The following is a 19707-nucleotide window of genomic DNA, read 5'->3' as shown; positions in this document are numbered from 1 at the left end:
GTTCCAGTGTAAACGCGGCTCTCTGGGCGAACGCCCTCCGGGCTGCGGCCCGGCTCAGCGGTCGAAGGACGTCTGCCGGTCTGCGTGCCCGGCCGTTGCGGCCTGCGCGTAGGCGGCGGGCAGCGCCGCGAGAAAGGCGTCGACGTCGGCATCCGTCGACGTGTGCCCCAGGGTCACCCGCAGGGCGCCCCTGGCCTCGTCGACGCTGCGGCCCATCGCGATCAGCACATGGGAGGGCTCCGGGATGCCGGCCTGGCAGGCCGAACCGGTCGACACGGCCACGCCGGCCATGTCGAGCAGGAACAGCAGCGAGTCGCCCTCGCAACCGGGGAAGCTGAAGTGGGCGTTGCCGGGCAGCCGCACGGTGCTGTCGCCGCTGGCGCCGTTCAGCACGGCCTCCGGCACCGCGGCCAGCGCACCGGCGACCAGTCGGTCGCGGAGGGCGGCCAGGCGCGCGGATTCTTCCGGCAGGGCGGCCTGCACGGCGGATGCCGCTGCGGCGAAGGAGACGGCGGCTGCCGCGTCCTGCGTGCCGGAGCGCACCTGGCGCTGCTGGCCCCCGCCGTGAATGAGCGCCTCGATCGTGGCGCTGCGGCTGAGCACGAGCGCGCCGATGCCGACGGGCCCGCCGATCTTGTGTGCGGAGACGCTGAGCGCCACTAGACCCGTTCCGGCCCCGGCCCCTGAGGCGGCGCGCACGGCATTCAGGTCGACCGGGATCTGACCGTACGCGGCGATGGCGTCCACGTGCAGGGGCACGCCGGCCCGTGCGGCGAGCGCGGATATCTCGGTGACCGGCTGCACGGTGCCGACCTCGTTGTTGGCCCACAGCACGGTGACGAGGGCGATGTCGCCCGGATCCTCGGCGAGCGCCCGCTCCAGGTCGGGCAGGCTGAGGCGACCGGCGGCGTCCAGCGGCAACCATTCGATGACGGCGCCCTCGTGTGCGGCCAGCCACTCCACCGTGTCGATCGTGGCGTGGTGTTCGCCGGCCGCGACCAGGATGCGCCGGCCGGGCCGCGCCCAGAACAGCCCCTTGATGCCGAGGTTCACGGCCTCGGTGCCGCCGCCGGTGAAGACCACCTCGATGCTCTCGCAGCCGAGGGTCGCTGCCACGGCTTCGCGGGCCTCCTCCAGCACGCGTTTGGCGTTCTGCCCGATGGAGTGGATCGACGCCGGGTTGCCGACGAGCGCCATGGCACGGGCATACGCGTCGATCGCGAGCGGCAGCATGGGTGTCGTCGCCGCATGATCCAGGTACACAGCCATACTCACTACTGTAGATCGCATGAGTGCCGACAAAAGCGCCGACCACAGCGCCGCCGGCTTGGGTTCTCGCGCGGCAGGCCTGGGCGTTCGCCTGACAAGCGGCGGAGCCGAGTTGCGTGTCTGGTCGGCCAGTGCCACGTCGATGGAGCTCGTGCTGTTCGATGAGGCCGATCCCACGCGCATCGTCAAGACGGTCCCGATGACGCGCGATACCCACGATGTCTGGCACGGGCGCAGCCGTAGCCTCTCCCCCGGGCGCCGCTATGCGCTGCGCGCCGATGGCCCGCACGGCCCGGCGCACGCGTTCGACCCCGCCCGCCTGCTGCTCGACCCCTACGCCCGCGGGCTGGCCAGGACCGGAGGAGACAAGCAGGGCGGCGACGGGCGGGACACCGGGTGGCAGAGCGTCGTCATCGACGGCGCCTTCGACTGGAACGGGGCAGCCAAGCCCGGCACGGCGCTGGACGAGTCCGTGCTCTACGAGATGCACGTGCGCGGATTCAGCAAGCTGAACCCGGCCGTGCCGGCTGAGCTGCGCGGCACGTACGCGGGGCTGGCGCACGCGGCATCCATCGACTATCTGAAAGAGCTCGGCGTCACCGCCGTCGAACTCCTGCCGGTGCACGCGCTCGCCACCGAGCAGCGTCTGGCCGAGCAGGGCCTCCGCAACTACTGGGGCTACAACATGCTGAACTTCTTCACCCCGCACGCCCCGTATGCGACACAGGCCGCCCAGGCCGCGGGGCCGGAGGCCGTGCTGCGCGAGTTCAAGGGCATGGTCAAGCTGCTGCACGAGGCCGGCCTCGAGGTGATCCTGGACGTCGTCTACAACCACACGGCAGAGGAGGGTCCGAACGGCCCGACCACGAGCCTGCGGGGCCTGGACAACGCGAACTACTACCGGCAGGACGCCCACGGCAACTACATCGACACGACCGGCTGCGGAAACACCGTGAACTTCGGCACCATGACGCCGTCGGACCCCGGCGGCCCGGTGCGGCTCGTGCTGGACTCCCTGCGCTACTGGGCAAACGAGGTGCAGGTCGACGGTTTCCGCTTCGACCTGGCCGCCACCCTCGGCCGGGATGCGAACGTGCACTTCGACCCGCGGCATCCGCTGCTCGAAGCGATCCTGCACGACCCGGCCTTGCAGGGCGTGAAGATGATCGCCGAGCCGTGGGATGTCGGCCAGGGCGGCTGGCAGACCGGTAACTTCCAGCCGGGCTGGACAGAGTGGAACGACCGCTACCGCGACCGGATGCGCGACTTCTGGCTCGGCGACATCGCCCAGGAGCACGCGACCGGCTCGGCCGGCAGCGGCATCGGCCGCTTCGCGACCCGGTTGGCCGGCTCCTCGAACACGTTCTCCGGCGAGCGCGGGCCGCTCGCCTCGCTCAACTTCGTCACCGCGCACGACGGCTTCACACTGGCCGACCTGACCGCGTACAACAGCAAGCACAATGCGGGCAACGGCGAGGGCAACCGCGACGGCAGCGACAACAACAACTCGTTCAACCACGGGGTCGAGGGGCCGACGGATGACGCGGCGATCCTCCTCGCCCGGCGCAAGTCGATGCGGAACCTGCTCGGCACGCTGCTGTTCTCCGCCGGGGTGCCCATGCTCACCGCCGGCGACGAGTTCGGCCGCAGCCAGCACGGCAACAACAACGCCTACTGCCACGACACCGAGCTGGCCTGGCTGGGCTGGGTGCGGGAGCCGTGGCAGGACCAGCTGCACGCCGTCACCCGCCGGCTCATCGCCCTGCGCGCTGAGAACCCCGCACTCCGGCCGCTGCACTACGCCCGGCTCGGCGAGCACGTGCCCGGATCCTCCGAGATGGACTGGTTCGACGCCGACGGCAACCCCATGAGCGAAGAGGACTGGAACGCGCCGGAGGCCCGCACCCTGCAATACCTCGCCGCGAGCACGCCGGAGCGGGAGGAGTTCAACCGCATCCTGCTCGTCGTGCACGCCACAGAGTGGGAACGCACCATCACCCTGCCGGCCGGCGAGGGCATCACCGGATACGAGAAGCTGTGGAGCTCGACCGACGAGGCCCCGGGCGAGCACACCCCCGAGAGCTACCCCCTGGTGCCACACTGAACATGGCCGGCACCTCCATGTGCCTGCTGCGTGCACACTGACCGTTGCATTCCGAGTGTTGAGGAGAGCCTCTCGTGGCGAAGAAGATGAGCGAGCACGGAGCCGGCACCCCGGCCACGGTGGCACTCGGCCAGGCCGGCATCCATTTCACCCCACACCTGTACCACCACGATGCGGCCGCGACGAACTTCGGCCTCGAGGCAGCCGAGAAGCTTGGCCTTGACCCCGAGCGCGTGTTCAAGACGCTCCTGGCGGATGCCGACGGCCAGCTCGTCGTCGGGATCGTGCCCGTGACGGGTACCCTCGATCTCAAGGCGCTCGCCGCAGCACTCGGCGCCAAGAAGGCGGTGATGGCCGACGTCGCCCTGGCCGAGCGGAAGACCGGCTACGTCGTCGGCGGCATCAGCCCGATCGGCCAGAAGCAGGCACACCCGACCGTGATCGACGAGAGCGCGATCCTGTTCGACACCGTGTTCGTCTCCGGCGGCCGGCGCGGTTTCGACATCGAGCTGAGCCCGGATGACTTGGCCGCCGTCACCGCCGGCCGTTTCGCGCCGATCGCCCGCGCCTAGCGGCACGTGGTTGTGCGGCCGCGATTGTGACAAGTTCTTCGGCACGTCGCGGCGGATTCGCGCTACGGTCGCACTGTGCCCAACAAACGCGTGCCCAACACAAGCGTGACCAACACAAGCGTGACCGAGACAAGCGTGTCCGCGACAAGCGCGGCCACCACGAGCGTGGCAACGTCCTCGGATCCGTCTAGCCTGCCGCGCGCGGGCCGGATCCCCGTCTTCGCCCCGACCCCCGCCCAGCCCGGCGAACTCTGGCCGGCCAAGGCATACGTCGGCGAGCTGGCTCCGTTCGCGGCGACGGCCTTCCGCGAGGGGCATGACCTGATCGGCGTCGAGCTGTTGCTGCAGCGCCCGGACGGCGCCATCAGCCGGCATCCGATGCACGAGGCCTCCCCCGGCACAGACCGCTGGCAGGTCGAGCTCGTGCTCGATGAGCCGGGCGCCTGGCGCTACGAGGTGCGCGCCTACGCCGACGAGTACGGCACCTGGCGGCACAACGCCGCCGTAAAGATTGCCGCCGGCGTCGACCAGGAGCTGATGCTCGCCGCGGGCGCCGCACTCCTGGAGCGCGCCGCCGCGGAACCCGAGCGCTCGGAGCCCGATCGGGCGTTGCTGCAGGCCGTCGCCGCCGAACTGCTCGACGGCACCATCACCGTGGATGTCCGGCTGGCGCGCGGCGCGAGCGGCCCCCTCGCCGAACTGCTCGGCGCCCAGCCGCCGGCCGGGCCGGAGACCCGCACCGAGCCGCGCATCGTGCGGGTGGAGCGGGCGCGGGCCGGCGTCGGATCCTGGTACGAGTTCTTCCCGCGCTCGGAGGGCGCGCTGCGCCGCCCCGACGGTTCCTGGCAGAGCGGCACCTTCCGCACCGCCGCCGAGCGCCTCGACGGGGTGGCCGCGATGGGCTTCGACGTGGTCTACCTGCCGCCGATCCACCCGATCGGCCATTCCTTCCGCAAGGGCCCCAACAACTCGCTGGTCGCCGGCCCGCACGATCCCGGCTCGCCGTGGGCGATCGGCTCGGCCGACGGCGGCCACGACGCCGTGCATCCCGACCTCGGCACGCTCGAGGACTTCCGTGCCTTCATCGCCAGGGCCGCCGAACTCGGCATCGAGATCGCCCTCGACCTCGCCCTGCAGGCCTCGCCGGACCACCCGTGGGTGGAAGCGCACCCGGAGTGGTTCACGACGCTGCCGGACGGCAGCATCGCGTTCGCCGAGAACCCGCCGAAGAAGTACCAGGACATCTACCCGATCAACTTCGACAACGACCCGGCCGGTATCCGCGCCGAGGTGCTGCGCATCGTGCGGCACTGGATCGCGCAGGGCGTGCGGATCTTCCGCGTCGACAACCCGCACACCAAACCGCTGGACTTCTGGGAGTGGCTGCTGGCCACCGTCAACGCCGAGCACCCGGATGTCGTCTTCCTGGCCGAGGCCTTCACCCGGCCCGCGCCGTTGAAGGCGCTCGCCCAGGTGGGCTTCCAGCAGTCGTACACCTACTTCACCTGGCGCAACACGAAGACAGAGCTGGAGGAGTTCCTCGGCGCCCTCGCCACAGAGACGGCCGACTACCTCCGCCCGAACCTGTGGGTGAACACCCCCGACATCCTCACCGAGTACCTGCAGTTCGGCGGGCCGGCGGCCTTCGCCATCCGCGCGTCGATCGCGGCGACGGCCGCCCCCAGCTGGGGCGTCTACTCCGGCTTCGAGCTGTTCGAGTCGGTCGCTCGGCCCGGCTCGGAGGAGGCCATCGACAACGAGAAGTACGAGTACAAGCCGCGCGACTTCGCCGGTGCGGCCGCCGCCGGCCGTTCCCTGGCTCTCTACCTCGGCATCCTGAACCGGATCCGGGCGGAGCACCCGGCGCTCGGCCAACTCCGCAACATCCGCTTCCACGCCAGCGAGGACGACGCCGTGCTCGTCTACAGCAAGCACCTGGCAGCCGCGCACAGCCCGAGCGGCACGGACGACACGGTCATCGTCGTCGCCAACCTCGACCCGCACTCGGTGCGCGAGACGACGGTGCATCTGGACCCCGAGCTGTTCGGGCTGCCGGCCGGTGCCGCGTTCCAGGTCGAGAACCTCGTCACCGGCGAGCTGTGGAACTGGGGCGAGCACAACTACGTTCGGTTGGACGCCTTCACCGAGCCGGTGCACATTCTGGCGGTGCGGGAACAACAGGTGCCTGCCACACAGATCCCTGCACCTCATCTCCCTGAACCTGATATCTCGGCCCAGTCGGATGCCGCCCCGCCGGCACCCACCGCGCGCCGGGCCCCACGGCAAGCGAGCCAGAACGGATCCTGACCATGAGCACGCGCGAGAACCTCCCCGGCCATGAACTCCCCGGCGCTGGTCTCCCCGGCATCGGCCTCCCCGCAATCCCGCAGGAGACACTGGAGCGCGTGGCATCCGGCAGCCACCCCGACCCGCACACCGTACTCGGCCAGCACCTCGTCGCCGACTCCCCGGGCGCGGGAGGGGTGGCCGACCCGGTCGCCGTCATCCGCGCGCTCCGCCCGCTCGCTGCTGAGGTGCAGGTGGTGCTCGACACGGACGCCCGGATCGAGCTGGCCCACATCGGGCACGGCATCTGGCAGGGCTTCAGCATCATCGGGCTGCGCGACTATGAGATCGAGGCCCGTTACCCCGACGGATCCGAATGGCGCGGCGACGACCCCTACCGCTACCAGCCGACGATCGGCGAGCTCGACCTGCACCTGATCGAGGAAGGCAGGCACGAGGAGCTGTGGCGGGTGCTCGGCGCGCACTACCGCGCGCATGCCGGGGCGACCGGGCAGACGCACGGCACCGCATTCACGGTCTGGGCACCGCACGCCCAGTCGGTGCGGGTGATCGGCGACTTCAACGGCTGGAACGGCGTCGGCCACGCGATGCGCCGACTCGGGTCCGCCGGGGTGTGGGAGCTGTTCGTGCCGGGCGTTGAGCCCGGCAGCGTGTACAAGTACGAGATCCTCACCGCGACCGGCGACTGGGTGCAGCGTGCAGACCCGATGGCCTCCTCCGCGGAACACCCGCCGCACACCGCCTCGGTGGTCGCCCGCAGCAGCCACGACTGGGGTGACGGTGACTGGATGGCCGCCCGGGCCGCCCGCAACCCGCACACCGGGCCACTGAGCGTGTACGAGCTGCACCTGGGCTCCTGGCGGCCGGGCCTCGGCTACCGGGAGGCGGCGGACCCCCTGATCGAGTACGTGCACGAGCTCGGCTACACCCACGTCGAGTTCCTGCCGCTGGCAGAACACCCCTTCGGCGGCTCCTGGGGCTACCAGGTCACCGGCTACTACGCCCCGACCAGCCGGTTCGGATCCCCCGACGACCTCCGCTACCTGATCGACCGGCTGCACCAGGCCGGCATCGGCGTGCTGATGGACTGGGTGCCCGGCCACTTCCCCAAGGACGAGTGGGCGCTGGCAAACTTCGACGGCCAGCCGCTGTACGAGCACCCCGACCCGCGCCGCGGCGAGCAGCGGGACTGGGGCACGCTGGTGTTCGACTTCGGCCAGCGCCAGGTGCGCAACTTCCTCGTCGCGAACGCCCTGTTCTGGCTGGAGGAGTTTCACGTCGACGGCCTGCGGGTGGATGCCGTGGCATCCATGCTCTACCTGGACTACTCACGCGGGCCCGGCGAGTGGGCACCGAACGTGCACGGCGGCAACGAGAACCTGGAGGCCATCGCGTTCCTCCAGGAGGTCACCGCCACCGCCTACAAGCGCAGCCCCGGCATCATGATGATCGCCGAGGAGTCGACAAGCTGGGGCGGGGTCACCGCGCCGACCGTCAGCGGCGGGCTCGGCTTCGGGCTGAAGTGGAACATGGGCTGGATGCACGACTCTCTGCAGTACATGCAGGTCGACCCGATGTACCGCTCGCACCACCACGGCGACATCACGTTCTCGTTCATGTACGCGTTCAGCGAGAATTTCCTGCTGCCGATCAGCCACGACGAGGTCGTGCACGGCAAGGGCTCGCTGCTCGGCAAGATGCCCGGCGACCACCGGCAGCAGCTGGCCAATGTGCGCGCCTATCTGAGCTTCATGTGGGCGCACCCCGGCAAGCAGCTGCTGTTCATGGGGCAGGAGTTCGCCCAGCCGTCCGAGTGGAGCGAGGAGCGCGGACTGGACTGGTGGGTGTTGGACCAGCCGAGCCACCGCGGCGTGTTCGAGCTGGTGGCGGCGCTCAACCGGGTCTACCGGGAGCACCCGGCGCTCTGGGCGCTCGACAACGACTCGGCCGGGTTCGAGTGGTTGGACGGCGGCGCGGCGGAGCAGAACGTCGTCTCGTTCCTGCGCCGGGACGGTGCAGGGCAGACCATCGCCTGCCTGGTGAACTTCGCCGGGGTGGAGCACCGCGACTACCGGGTCGGCCTGCCGCTGGCCGGGCGCTGGCGCGAGCTGCTCAACACGGATGCCACAGAGTACGGAGGTTCGGGCGCGGGCAACCTCGGCGGCGTCTCGGCCTCTGACGCCCCCTGGGCGGGGCGGCCGGCCTCGGCTAGCGTCACGCTGCCGGCGCTCGGCGCGATCTGGCTGCTGCACGAGGGCTAGCGCCCCTCCGACGGCGATGTTGGCTTCGGTCGCTGGCGCTCCCTCGAGCCAACGTGAATCCCTCAGCGGGTGCTGTTGGCTTCGGTCGCTGGCGCTCCCTCAAGCCAACGTGAATCCATCCGACGGTGCTATTGGCTTCAGTCGCTGGCGCTCCCTCAAGCCAACGTGAATCCCACAGCCGGTGCTGTTGGCTTCGGTCGCTGGCGCTCCCTCGAGCCAACGTGAATCCCACCGTCGGCCCAGCGGGGGCCGCCCCTCCCCACGTCGGCTGAGCGAGGAACGAGCGAAGCCCCGGAGCCAACAGGATCCGGGGCTTCGACGGCTGGTCGCTGGACCGGGCTAGTAGAGCAGCATTGCCAGGCGCTGGCGGGCCGCGATGACGAGCGGGTCGGTCGTTCCGACGACCTCGAACAGCTCGAGCATGCGCTCGCGAACGCGGTTCTTGCCGTCGGCGTCCAGGCTCGGGAACAGCGTCAGCAGCCGGTCGAAGGCGTCGGCCACGTGACCGCCGGAAAGGTCGAGGTCGGCCACATCCAGCTGGGCGTCCAGGTCGTTCGGCCCGGCGCCGGCTGCGGTGCGGATTTGCTGCACGGTCTTCCCCGCCAGCCGGTGCAGCAGGCTGACCTGGGCGAGCCCGGCAACAGCCAGCTCGTCGCGCGGGTCCTGTGCGATAGCCGTCTTGTATGCGGCGATGGCTGCCGGGTAGTCGCCGCGCTCAATGGCCTCGTAGGCCTCGGCGTGCAGCGGCGGCAGCGGCTCCTCGGCGGGCGCGGCCGGTGCTTCACCCTCCGCGTCGGCCTCTGCGGCATCCGCGTCGGCGGCGACGGCGCTGCCGGTGACACCGTTCTGGCCTGCCAGGGCGAGCAGCTGCTCGACGATGTCCAGCAGCTGGGCCTCCGGGATGGATCCGGCGAACAACGGCACCGGCTGCCCGGCGATCACGGCGGCGACGGTTGGCACCGACTGGGCCTGGAACGCCTGGGCCAGCTGCGGGTTCTGCTCGACGGCGACGCGCACCAGCACCAGCCGGCCGCGCAGGCCGGCCACGACGCGTCGCAGCACCTCGCTGAGCGCGGTGCTCTGCTCAGCCCAGTCTGCGTAGAGGTCCACCAGCACGGGAACGTGCTGCGAGAGCTCGAGCACCTCGCCGAAGTTGGCGTCTCCCGCCTCCAACACGAGGCTCGGAATCTGCACTGGCGCGCCCGTTCCGGGCGCTCCGGCAGCCTGCTGGCCCGGGGCCTGTGTTGGGGTATTCGCCCTCTGCACGAGCGAGCTCAGGTCGACTGCTCCGCGGAGACTGGCTGCTGAGGGGGGAACGTTGGTCACGGGATCTCCGATGCGGCGATGAGGCTGTGGGCGAAGCCGAGAAGACGGATCTTCTCGTCAGAGCCCTGGGCGGGTACGTAGAACAACAACTGGTCACTGCGGGTCGAGGTGACGCCCTTGGTCGTCTTCTCGACACCGGAGAGCGACTTGGACGCGCTGGCCTTGAACTCGACCGTCCCGTTGTCGTTCGGGGTGGCGCTCTCCATTTGGTACATGTTGACGGCGACGATCGCTCCGGAGTCGATGGTGCCCAGCGCGACGGTCGGGCCGGGGCCCGGCTCGTTCGACACGGTCAGGTCGGTCGTCGTCGGGAGGTCGGCGCGGCGCTTCTCGGTCGCCGCGACGCCCACCTGGGGCACGAAGCTGTCGTGCTCGATATCGAAGAGCGAGTAGTACTCGCTCGCGGTGTCCTTCAGAATGACATCGCCGTAAGCGGCAGCCAGGTCCTCGGGCTTCATGACCAGGAACTTCGTGTCCGGCGCGACCGGCGGGGCGCCGATGCTGGCCGGGGCGACCTCCGGGAAGGTGGCGTCGGCAGCCAAGGTGATCGCGTACTCGACCTGGTAGTTCTCCCGCGGGCTGTTCTGGGTGAGCACCAGCGTCATCGGGGCGATCGTCGGGTCTTCCTCGTTCAGGATGACGGTCACCGCTGTGCGCGGCCAGCTCGCGTTCTGCTGCGGCAGGATGATCTCCAGCGGCGAGGCCGGGATCGGGGCGAGCACCGGCTGCTCGGGGAAGCTGGCCCGGATCTGGTAGTCCTTCTGGCGTTCGAGAAGCGCGGGCCCGGTGAAGCGTGACGGCAGCAGTTCGGCGTTCATCGAGGTGTCTGCCTCGTTGGCGACGACGGCGATCTTGCGCACGATGCGCTCAAGCTGCGGCACCGTGACGGCGGGCGGCGGCAGCTCGTCGAACTGCTCCGGCGGAGCCGTGGCATCCGCTGTCGGCGTTGGGGACGAGCTCGCCGGGGCCGAAAGATCGGGCCAGAACGAGGCAGAGCAGCCGGACAGCGCGAGACCAGAGACCAGCAGCACCGGCACGACGGCGATGCGCGAGGAGCGCCCGATCGACTTGCGCTGGGCGCCGTTGATCTGGTTGGCCTTGATCATCTTGGGCTTGGGCGCCTTCGGCAGCTTCGGCATCCTCGGTCCCTTCGGCAGGTTGCGGCGTGGCCCGCGCGAGCGGCGCAGGTGCAGCAGCGCGAGCAGGTAGAGCACCAGCCCGACCAGCAGCAGGATGCCGCCGCCGGCGATCAGCGGTCCGGCCCACGGCGTCGAGTTGTCCAGCGGCCACGAGATTCGGATGTTCTTCGGTGCCGGGGCGGTGCCGTCGGTGGCGACGAGGATCGAGATGCCCTCCGGCACGTTGACGGTGGCGGAGAGCGAGTTGTCGCCCGTCCACTCGTCCAGCCAGAGGTCGGAACCGCGCGGGTTCGGGTTGGGGGCGGCGGCTGGGAGCCCGCTGGAGTCCATGCTCGGCAGGCGGGTCTGGTCCATCGGGTTGACCGTCTGGCCGCGCACCTCGGCGGTGCTGAGTTCCTTGGTGTCCTCGTCGTAGGTCACCCGGGTGAAGTCGATGTCGCCGAGCCAGGCCTCAATGTCGGCCGTGCGGCCGTACGACATGAAGGTGTTGCCGGAGCCGCGGAGCGATATCGTCTGGGCTCCCTCGTGGGCGAGCAGGGCATCGCCGTCGATCACGGTGAATGGGCCGTTGCCCTCAACCGTGGTGCTGACCGACACACTCGCCGGTTCGAGGAACACTGTGCGCTGAGCAATTCCCAGCGCGATCATGCAGGCGGCGGCGACAAACGCCACAATCGCAAGAACAAAACGCACGTACTCTCCTTTTCTGTTGCCTGAAACCACGACCGCACAGGCGCGGGGGCGCCGTGCAACGGTGAGGATCCGCCGTTCACAGGTCGAAATGGCAACAGCCAAAGACATTTGAGACTATCGGAACTAGCTGAAAGTCACCCTAACCAGCCATCCGACAGTGCTGTGTGGGCGTCGGCACCTGTCAAAAAATGTCGCTAAAATCAGGGAGGCTCGCAGCGTGTTCCTCTGCGCTGCTCTGACCCACTTATAAGGAGAGCGATCGTGGCAAGCGACGAGACCGAGTTCACCCAGGTATTCCGGGGCTACGACAAGGACGAGGTCGACAAGGCCCTTCAGGGCATGCGCCGTGACCTCATCAAGTCGAACGCGCATGGTGTGGATGCCGCCAAGGAGATCAAGCGCCTCGGCGTGCGCATCGACGAGCTCACCGCCGAGCTCGAAGAAGTGGGCAGCCCGACCTTCTCCGGGCTCGGTACCAAGCTCGAGAACACACTGCGCGTCGCCGAGGAGCAGTCCACCCGACTGATCGCCCAGGCCGACATCGACGCCGAGAAGCTGCGCAGCTCCGCCGCCGGTGAGGTCGAGAAGCTGCGCACCGAAGCCGCATCGCTGGCCGAGCGCACCGTGAGCGACGCCAGGGCCAAGGCAGCACGCCTGCTCGAGGCCGCACGCCTCGAGGCCGACGACATCGTCGCCCGCGTGCGCGACGAGCAGGAGCACATCACCCAGGAGGCGCTGCGGGATGCCGCCGCCATCCGTGGAGCGGTGGCCACCGAGGCCGCTGAACTCCGAGCCACCGCCAAGCGCGAGACCGCCGCCATCCGCGCCGAGGCAGAACGCGAAGCCGCCGAGGTCGTCGTCGTCGCCAACCGCGAGGCCTCAGAGGCCCGCTCGGCCGCCGCCGGTCTGGCGCAGGAGACGGAGCAGACCCGTTCGGAGGTCGCCCTCGAACTCGACCAGGCCCGCGCCGACCTCGCCCGCGAGACCGAGCAGGCCCGCCTCGACTTGGAGCGCGACAACGAGCAGGCCCGCCTCGACCTGGAGCGCGAGACCACCGACTCCCGCCAGGCCCTCGCCGCCGAGATCGCCGAGGCACGCGCCGAACTGGTGATCGAGCTGGAGCAGGCCCGCACCGACATGGGGCGTGAGATCGAGCAGAGCCGCGCAGAGATCGCCGAGGCCCGTGAGCAGGAGAAGACCGACCTCGCCCGCGAGATCGAGACCGCCAGGCTGAAGCTCAGCCACGAGCTGGAGCGTTCCAGGAGCCGCCACGACGGCGACACCGAGCAGGCCCGGGCAGACCTGGCTCTTGAGCAGGACCAGGCGCGCGCCGACTTCGCTGCGGATGCCGAGCAGGCCCGCATCGACTTGGAGAACCAGCTGGCCGCCAGCCGCAAGAAGACCGGTCACGAGGTGCAGAAGATGCGCCGCGAGATCGAGCAGGCCCGCATCGACCTTGACGTCGAGCTGAAGGCCCGCCGCGACGAGGCGGAGCAGGAGCACCTGCAGCGCCACCAGGAGGCCGTCGCCCAGACGCAGAAGTTCCTGGATGACGCGAACGCCCAGCTGGCCGAGGCAATCAGCCGGGCCGCCGAGAACCGCGCAGAGGCCGACCGCCTGAGCGCAGGCGCCCGCGACGAGGCCCGTGCCATCATCGAGGACGCCGAGGAATCGGGCGCCCGCACCCTCAGCAACGCCGAGGCCACCGCTGCGCAGCGGCTCGCCGAGACCACGGAGCGCACCAAGGCGCTCGTGGCGGACGCGGAGGATCGCCTGTCGCAGATTAGGATTGAGCGCGACGCCGTCGCCGGATACTTCGAAAGCCTGCGCGGCGTTCTGAAGCAAGCAGAGCAGGTGGCGTCAGACACGGAGTAACCTCCGTCCGGCCGCCGCCGATGGGGGTGCGCGATGGCGGGACAGTTGAAGATTCAGAATGCCTTCCGGCTCGGTCTGGTGGCCACGCTCGGCGTCGGCCTCGGCATCCTGATCCTCACCTCGATCGCCTCGCTGTCCACGATCCTCACCTACATCGGCGCTGCGCTGTTCCTCTCGCTCGGCCTCGACCCTGCGATCGCGTTCCTGGAACGGCACCGCTTTCCCCGGTGGGCGGCGATCCTCACCGTGCTGGGCGCCGTGGTGGCGGCGCTCACCGGTGTGGTCTTCGCCGTCATCCCGATCATCAGCCAGCAGATCGACCAGCTGATCCGGTTCGTCCCCGAGCTCACCCGCCGCTTCGTCTCCGGCGAGGTGGTGACGGCCCTGAAAGACACCTTCCCCAACCTGCAGGTCGAGGAGATCGTCGCGGCTGTCACCAAGGCCATCAACGACTTCGTCACCAATCCCGACCAGCTCGCCGGCGTGTTCGGTGGCGTGCTGCAGTTCGCCGCCGTGCTGGCCTCTGGCCTGTTCGGCTTCGCGATCGTGCTGATCCTGACGCTCTACTTCGCCGGCAGCCTGCCGTCGATGAAGCGCGGGCTCTACCAGCTGGTCCCGGCGAGCAAGCGGGAGCGCTTCACCGACCTCAGCGAGCAAATCACGCAATCCGTGGGCCGCTACGTCGTCGGGCAGGTGACCCTCGCGCTCGTCAACGGCGCGCTGAGCTTCATCTTCCTCAGCATCATCCAGGCGCCGTTCCCCGCCGTCCTGGCCCTGCTTGCGTTCACGTTCTCACTGGTGCCGCTGGTCGGAACGATCACCGGCTCCGTGATCATCGTGCTGGTCTGCCTGATCCCCGGGCTCGGCTCGCCGCTCACGGCGCTCGTCGCGGCGATCTACTACATCGTCTACATGCAGGTCGAGGCATACGTGCTGAGCCCGCGCATCATGAACAAGGCAGTCGCGGTGCCGGCATCCGTCGTCGTCATCGCCGCCCTGGCCGGCGGCAGCCTGCTCGGTCTGCTCGGCGCGCTCATCGCGATCCCCACCGCGGCCGCCATCCTGCTCATCATCAAGCAGGTCGTCATCCCCCGGCAGAACACGCTCTAGGCTGGCCGAACGGTCTCGTGGCACCCGAAAAGTCTCGCGGCACTCGATTTATCGCGGGCCGCGAGACTTTTCGCGGGCCGCGAGACTTTTCGCGGGCCGCGAGGCGCGAGGCGCCGCGGCCTAACTGCCAGTGGTGGTGGCCGTTGGGTTGTGCACGGTACCGGGCCAGACCTCCGACAGCGGTGACGCGGCCGGGTTGACGGCGTCGACGATCTCGGCGAGCACCCGTGCGGTCTGCTTCTCCCCCACCCAGAGGTGCTTGCCGCCCTCGACGTTGATCAGCCGGGCGTCCGGCGCCACGGCGAAGCGCTCTGCGGCCTCTGCCGGCCGCAGGTAGTCGTCGAACTCGGGGATCAGCGCGATCAGGGGCGTACCGGAGCCCGCCCAGGCGCCCAGCTCCGCGCTGCTCGCGCGGTGCAGCGGCGGCGAGAGCAGGATCGCGCCCGAGATCGGGTGCTCCAGCCCGTACTTGATGGCGAGCTCGGTGCCGAACGACCAGCCGAGCAGCCACGGGTTCGGCAGGCCGCGCTCGGCGACGAACGCCATGGCGGCGGCGACATCCGCCTGCTCGCCGATGCCCTCGCCGAAGCTGCCGTCGCTGGTGCCGCGCGGCGAGCTGGTGCCTCGCGTGTTGAACCGCAGCACGGCGAGGTCGGCCAGGGCGGGCAACCGGGCGGCCGCCTTGCGCAGGATGTGGGAGTCCATGAAGCCGCCAGCCGTTGGCAGCGGATGCAGCGTGACCAGCGTCGCAACGGGCGGGCGGCCGACGGGCAGCGCCAGCTCGCCGACGAGCGTCAGGCCGTCGCCGGTGTGCAGCTCGATCTCCTCGCGGAGCGCTGGAAGCTCGATGCCGCCGCGGATCGGCGTGCCGGGGGCAACGCCGGCGTTCACCGCGTCGCTGTGCGCGCTGTCGGTCTTGATCTGGTCGCTGTGCGTCATTTGAGCCTCCAACAGTGGCTGTGCCAGTGCCGGCGGTCTGCCAGCGAAGCGTCGTCGCCCATCAGGCCGTCGGCACGCCAGGCGACGACGTGGGCGACGCCGGGTGTGATCTCGAGCCGGCATCCGGGGCAGAGGTAGACCTTGCCTGCGGCCGAGCCGCCGACCGGCTGCACCCACCACTCGCCGTCGCGCTTCTGCTCTGTGCGCTTCCAGCCGGCCAGCATCCGGCCGAGGCCGTTCTGCTCATCGTCCGGGCGCCCGGCTGAACTGCGTGAGGGGCGGTTGTTGCGGGGCATGCACCCATTCTAGGCAGCGTGCCGGCCCGGCTCAGTACCAGCCGGACTCCTCCGAATGGGCCCATGCGCCGCACGGCGAGTCGTAGCGGCCGCTGATGTAGCCGAGGCCCCACTCAATTTGCGTGCCGGCGTTGGTCTCCCAGTCGGAGCCGGCAGAGCTCATCTTGGAGCCGGGCAGCGACTGCGGGATGCCGTAGGCACCGCTGGACGCGTTGTAGGCGTTGACCCGCCATCCGGACTCTCGGCTCCACAGGGCCACCAGGCAGTCGAACTCGTTGGAGCCCCAGCCGCGGGCGGCGACGGCGGTCTGGGCGTAGGCCTGCGCCGATCCGGGGTCCGGGCTGATGGCTGGCGGGGCCCAACCGGAACTCGCCGTCTCGACGACGACGGGCTTCGGGGGCGGCGGCGCCTCGGCCGAGAAGCTGTCGTGCACGATGGTGTTCGTGTAGGAGCCGGCCACGGCGACGGCCTGGGCCGGCTGCCCGCCGAAGCGGTCGCCGACCTGGAAGTACGGGGAGGCGACGGCGCCGGAGTACGGGTCGACGACGTTCACCAGGATGAACGCCACGGCGGCCGTGAACGCGAAGGTGAAGAGGGCGACGCGCCCGCGCGAACGGGGTCTGCGATACGGAACCCTGACCGCGATGCTCTGTTGGACGGGTTCGATGGTGCCGGTGTGTCTACCCACGATCCCCCGATGCTAGCGGAGAACGTCGGCCGGAGTCCATCAACGAACGGCCAACATCACGTCGACGACGGCGTCGAGCACCACGTCGACCTGCACCTCGCGGTAGCCGCCGCGCTGCGGGCGGAACACGACGGTGCGCACGTCGTCGACGGTGACGGGCGTGCCCTTCTCGAAGTAGGAGGCGAGGCGAGTCGTGAACCGGTCGACGTCGTCGACGTTGTACCCGACGGTCAGGAAGCTGACCCGCTGGAACCGGTGCTTGGCCGGGCGGGCGATCCGGTTCAGGATCTCCTGCGCGCTGCTGCGCGCCTCCTGGAACCAGGCGGCGTCGCCCATCGCCTGGGCGGCCTGCTCGCGCTCACGGGCGGCGAAGGCATCCTCGAGGCGTTCGAGCGCGGCATCAACGTGGGCCGTCGAATACCCGTTCTTCGCCATGGCGAAGGCCGTGCGGCGGATGCCGTCGGCGCTCAGCGTGGTGCCGGCCGGTGCCGTGCCGTCGTAGACGGCTCGGGCAACCTGCAGGAACTCCTCGACCTGCTCGATCTTGTAGCCAAGTTTCGGGCGACGTGCCCGGGGAAAGGTCGTACTCACCGAACTTTTCTCCTTTGTGTTGATCAGGTTCGTGGGTGTGATCGGGTTCGCCGTCATCACACGAAAATCAGGTAGAGCACGAAGGCGACAGCCGCCGACGGCAGGATTGAGTCAAGCCGGTCGAGAAAGCCGCCGTGGCCGGGCAGCCAGGAGCTCATGTCTTTGATGCCGAGGTCGCGCTTGATCAGCGACTCGGCGAGATCGCCGAGCGTCGCGCTCAGCAGCATGCAGACACCGAAGATTAAGCCGAACCACCAGGGCTGGTCGAGCATGAACAGCGCGAGCAGCACACCGGCGATGATCGTCGCCACGGCGCCGCCGGCGAAGCCCTCCCAGGTCTTCTTGGGGCTGATGACGGGCGCCATCGGGTGCTTGCCGAACATCAGCCCGCTGGCGTAGGCGCCGGTGTCGGCCGCGATCACGACGATCAGGAACGCGAGCGTCCACCATTCGCCGCCGTCCTGGCCGACGAGCACGACGGCGAAGCTGGCCAGGAACGTGACGTAGATCTGCACGAAGACGGAGGCGCCGAGATCCGGCAGCAGGGCTCCCCGCGGGGTGCGCCGCGCCGGAACGGCCTGCTCGACGAGGCGCCAGAGCACGACGAAGAACGTGCCGAGCAGGATGGACACCCACTGGCCGGCCGCTCCCCCGTAGAACGCCGCAGGCACGACTGCCATGGCCGCGATGACGGTGGGAATGCGCGGAACGTGCCGCCCGCCCGCCCGCAGCGCCGAGGCGAACTCGTAGCTGGCAAAGAGCACGAGCACGATCGCGAAGATCATGAAGATCTCTTTGATCACAATCAGGCTGAACAGGGTGACCGCACCGAGCGCAAGCCCGATCAGGATCGCCAGGATCAGGTTGCGCCCGGTGCGGGCCTTGATTCGCTCATTGGTGGCGTCCAGATGCGCCCTGGCCCCGTCGAGACCGCGCTCGATGTCGGCCTTGGTGGCTTGCGCCTGCGCGCGCAGTTCGGATTTCTTGGCCCTCACCTGCGCACGCAACTCGGCTTTCGCCCCTCGACCCTTGGGTTCGCCAGGAGGCGTGCGGTCGGCATCCGGAACACTCTGCATGGGAAGTCCTAGACCTCGAGCAGTTCGGCTTCCTTGCGCTTCAGAGCGTCGTCGATGGCGTCGACGTGCGTCTTCGTCACCGCTTCGAGCTCCTTCTCGCCGCGGGCAACCTCGTCGTCGCCGACCTCGCTCTTCAGCGCGTCCAGCTCATCCTTGGCCTTGCGGCGGATGTTGCGCACGGCAACCTTGGCGTCCTCGGCCTTGGTGCGCACGATCTTGACGAACTCCTTGCGGCGTTCCTCGGTCAGCTCGGGCAGGGTCACCCGGATGATGTTGCCATCGTTGGTGGGGTTGGCGCCGAGGTTCGGTGCGCTGCGCAGAGCCGCCTCGATGTCGCGCATCGCGCTCTTGTCGTAGGGGGTCACAACGAGCGTGCGCGCCTCGGGGTTCGCCAGCGAGGCCAGCTGTGCAAGCGGGGTGGGCGTGCCGTAGTAGTCGACCATGATCTTCGCGAACAGCTGAGGGTTGGCACGGCCGGTACGGATGCCGGCGAAGTCTTCCTTCGCGACCTCAACGGCTTTGCTCATACGGGTGGTGGCATCGGACAGGGCATCCGCGATCACGGTGACTCCTTCAGGTAATGGTGGTTCAAGCTTAGTTGTTGTCAGTTGCTGACGATGGTGCCGAGATCGGAGCCGAGGATGGCTGCCGTCACATTGCCCTCAGGGGCCATGCCGAAGACCTGCATTGGCATGCCGTTGTCCATGCACAGGCTGAACGCCGTCGAGTCGACGACCTTGAGGCCGCTCTGCAGAGCCTCCTGGTACGTGATGTGCTCGATCTTGTGCGCGTCGGGGTTGGTGCGGGGGTCGTCGGAGTAGACGCCGTCGACGCCGTTCTTGGCGACGAGCACGACATCGGCGTAGATCTCGAGGGCGCGCTGGGCGGCAACCGTGTCGGTGGAAAAGTAGGGCAGGCCTGCGCCGGCGCCGAAGATGACGACACGGCCCTTCTCCAGGTGGCGCTCCGCGCGGCGCGGGATGTACTGCTCGGCGACCTGAGTCATCGAGATGGCGGACTGCACGCGGGTCTCCGCGCCGGCCTGCTCAAGGAAGTCCTGCAGGGCGAGGGCGTTCATGACGGTGCCCAGCATGCCCATGTAGTCGGCCCGGCCGCGGTCCATGCCGCGCTGGGAGAGCTCGGCGCCGCGGAAGAAGTTGCCGCCACCGACGACGATCGCGACCTCAACGGTCTTCGCTGCCTCGGCGATCTCGCGGGCGAGCCCGCTCACCACATCGGGGTTCACGCCGAGTGAGCCGCCACCGAATGCCTCGCCCGAGAGCTTGAGGAGAACCCTGCGCTTCTTTTCCGTCGTAGTCATGCGAGTGGATCCTTCCGAGTGGGATTACTGAAAACTTAGTGTGTTGCGCGGTGCTTTGCGCAGTGCGTCACACAGCACTTTGCGCTGTGTCGTGCATCGGGCGCGGTCGGTCCAGGCCAGACCTGCGCCCCTGAACCGAT

At 69.3% G+C, this 19707-nt stretch carries 16 protein-coding genes; 6 read left to right on the top strand and 10 right to left on the bottom strand.

Going from position 1 to position 19707, the window contains the following annotated elements; genetic code table 11:
- Positions 1-54: 54 nt before the first annotated feature.
- The gene (locus tag AWU67_RS04350) at positions 55-1269 is read right to left on the bottom strand and encodes a cysteine desulfurase family protein (protein WP_067226902.1); all 1215 of its coding nucleotides are present in this window, start codon (positions 1267-1269) and stop codon (positions 55-57) included.
- 19 nt (positions 1270-1288) lie between these two features.
- Between AWU67_RS04350 and glgX the strand changes: the two genes are divergently transcribed.
- The 4 genes from glgX to glgB all read left to right on the top strand — a co-directional run bounded on the left by glgX (position 1289) and on the right by glgB (position 8513).
- Positions 1289-3373 carry a glycogen debranching protein GlgX gene (glgX, locus tag AWU67_RS04345; RefSeq protein WP_067226901.1) on the top strand — a complete coding sequence of 695 codons (2085 nt, stop codon included), beginning with the start codon at positions 1289-1291 and terminating at the stop codon, positions 3371-3373.
- Positions 3374-3447: 74 nt separating this feature from the next.
- Positions 3448-3945: a Cys-tRNA(Pro) deacylase gene (gene ybaK / locus AWU67_RS04340; RefSeq protein ID WP_067226900.1), complete on the top strand. Its 498-nt coding sequence runs from the start codon at positions 3448-3450 to the stop codon at positions 3943-3945.
- Between the two features lie 105 nt (positions 3946-4050).
- A complete protein-coding gene (locus AWU67_RS04335) occupies positions 4051-6252 on the top strand; it encodes an alpha-1,4-glucan--maltose-1-phosphate maltosyltransferase (RefSeq protein ID WP_082716770.1) in 2202 nt (733 codons plus the stop codon).
- A 2-nt stretch (positions 6253-6254) separates the two neighbouring features.
- A complete protein-coding gene (gene glgB / locus AWU67_RS04330; RefSeq protein ID WP_082716769.1) occupies positions 6255-8513 on the top strand; it encodes a 1,4-alpha-glucan branching protein GlgB in 2259 nt (752 codons plus the stop codon).
- Positions 8514-8852: 339 nt separating this feature from the next.
- Here glgB and AWU67_RS04325 read toward each other — a convergent pair whose 3' ends face one another.
- Together AWU67_RS04325 and AWU67_RS04320 are read right to left on the bottom strand one after the other, a co-directional pair.
- Positions 8853-9839 (bottom strand): tetratricopeptide repeat protein, encoded by a 987-nt coding sequence (locus tag AWU67_RS04325; RefSeq protein ID WP_067226899.1) that lies wholly within the window; start codon positions 9837-9839, stop codon positions 8853-8855.
- Complete coding sequence (locus AWU67_RS04320) at positions 9836-11671, bottom strand: hypothetical protein (RefSeq protein WP_129586630.1); 1836 nt, start codon at positions 11669-11671, stop codon at positions 9836-9838. The genes AWU67_RS04325 and AWU67_RS04320 overlap by 4 nt, the downstream gene beginning before the upstream one ends.
- A gap of 261 nt (positions 11672-11932) precedes the next feature.
- On the opposite strand from AWU67_RS04320, the gene AWU67_RS04315 reads away from it, so the two are divergent.
- Positions 11933-13546 carry a DivIVA domain-containing protein gene (locus AWU67_RS04315; RefSeq protein WP_067226897.1) on the top strand — a complete coding sequence of 538 codons (1614 nt, stop codon included), beginning with the start codon at positions 11933-11935 and terminating at the stop codon, positions 13544-13546.
- Between the two features lie 45 nt (positions 13547-13591).
- Entirely contained in the window at positions 13592-14656 is a 1065-nt protein-coding gene (locus AWU67_RS04310; protein WP_067232145.1) for an AI-2E family transporter, read from the top strand.
- 120 nt (positions 14657-14776) lie between these two features.
- Here the strand turns inward: AWU67_RS04310 and AWU67_RS04305 are convergent, their stop codons facing one another.
- The 7 genes from AWU67_RS04305 to pyrH are packed head-to-tail and all read right to left on the bottom strand — an operon-like array spanning position 14777 to position 19567.
- Complete coding sequence (locus AWU67_RS04305; RefSeq protein ID WP_067226896.1) at positions 14777-15595, bottom strand: alpha/beta hydrolase; 819 nt, start codon at positions 15593-15595, stop codon at positions 14777-14779.
- A complete protein-coding gene (locus tag AWU67_RS04300) occupies positions 15592-15891 on the bottom strand; it encodes an ATP/GTP-binding protein (RefSeq protein WP_067226895.1) in 300 nt (99 codons plus the stop codon). Before AWU67_RS04300 ends, AWU67_RS04305 begins: the two co-directional genes overlap by 4 nt.
- A 31-nt stretch (positions 15892-15922) precedes the next feature.
- Complete coding sequence (locus AWU67_RS17665) at positions 15923-16579, bottom strand: lytic transglycosylase domain-containing protein (protein ID WP_067226894.1); 657 nt, start codon at positions 16577-16579, stop codon at positions 15923-15925.
- A gap of 39 nt (positions 16580-16618) precedes the next feature.
- Complete coding sequence (locus AWU67_RS04290; protein WP_067232143.1) at positions 16619-17170, bottom strand: DivIVA domain-containing protein; 552 nt, start codon at positions 17168-17170, stop codon at positions 16619-16621.
- A 56-nt stretch (positions 17171-17226) separates the two neighbouring features.
- Positions 17227-18246 carry a phosphatidate cytidylyltransferase gene (locus AWU67_RS04285; RefSeq protein ID WP_082716767.1) on the bottom strand — a complete coding sequence of 340 codons (1020 nt, stop codon included), beginning with the start codon at positions 18244-18246 and terminating at the stop codon, positions 17227-17229.
- 8 nt (positions 18247-18254) lie between these two features.
- The gene (gene frr / locus AWU67_RS04280; RefSeq protein ID WP_067226893.1) at positions 18255-18809 is read right to left on the bottom strand and encodes a ribosome recycling factor; all 555 of its coding nucleotides are present in this window, start codon (positions 18807-18809) and stop codon (positions 18255-18257) included.
- Positions 18810-18850: 41 nt separating this feature from the next.
- On the bottom strand, positions 18851-19567 hold the full coding sequence (gene pyrH, locus AWU67_RS04275; RefSeq protein ID WP_067226892.1) for a UMP kinase: 717 nt from the start codon (positions 19565-19567) through the stop codon (positions 18851-18853).
- Positions 19568-19707: the final 140 nt, after the last annotated feature.

The sequence above is a fragment of the Microterricola viridarii genome, from assembly GCF_001542775.1.
Classification (GTDB): Bacteria; Actinomycetota; Actinomycetes; order Actinomycetales; family Microbacteriaceae; genus Microterricola; species Microterricola viridarii_A.
This window is presented reverse-complemented; position numbering and strand designations above follow the sequence as displayed.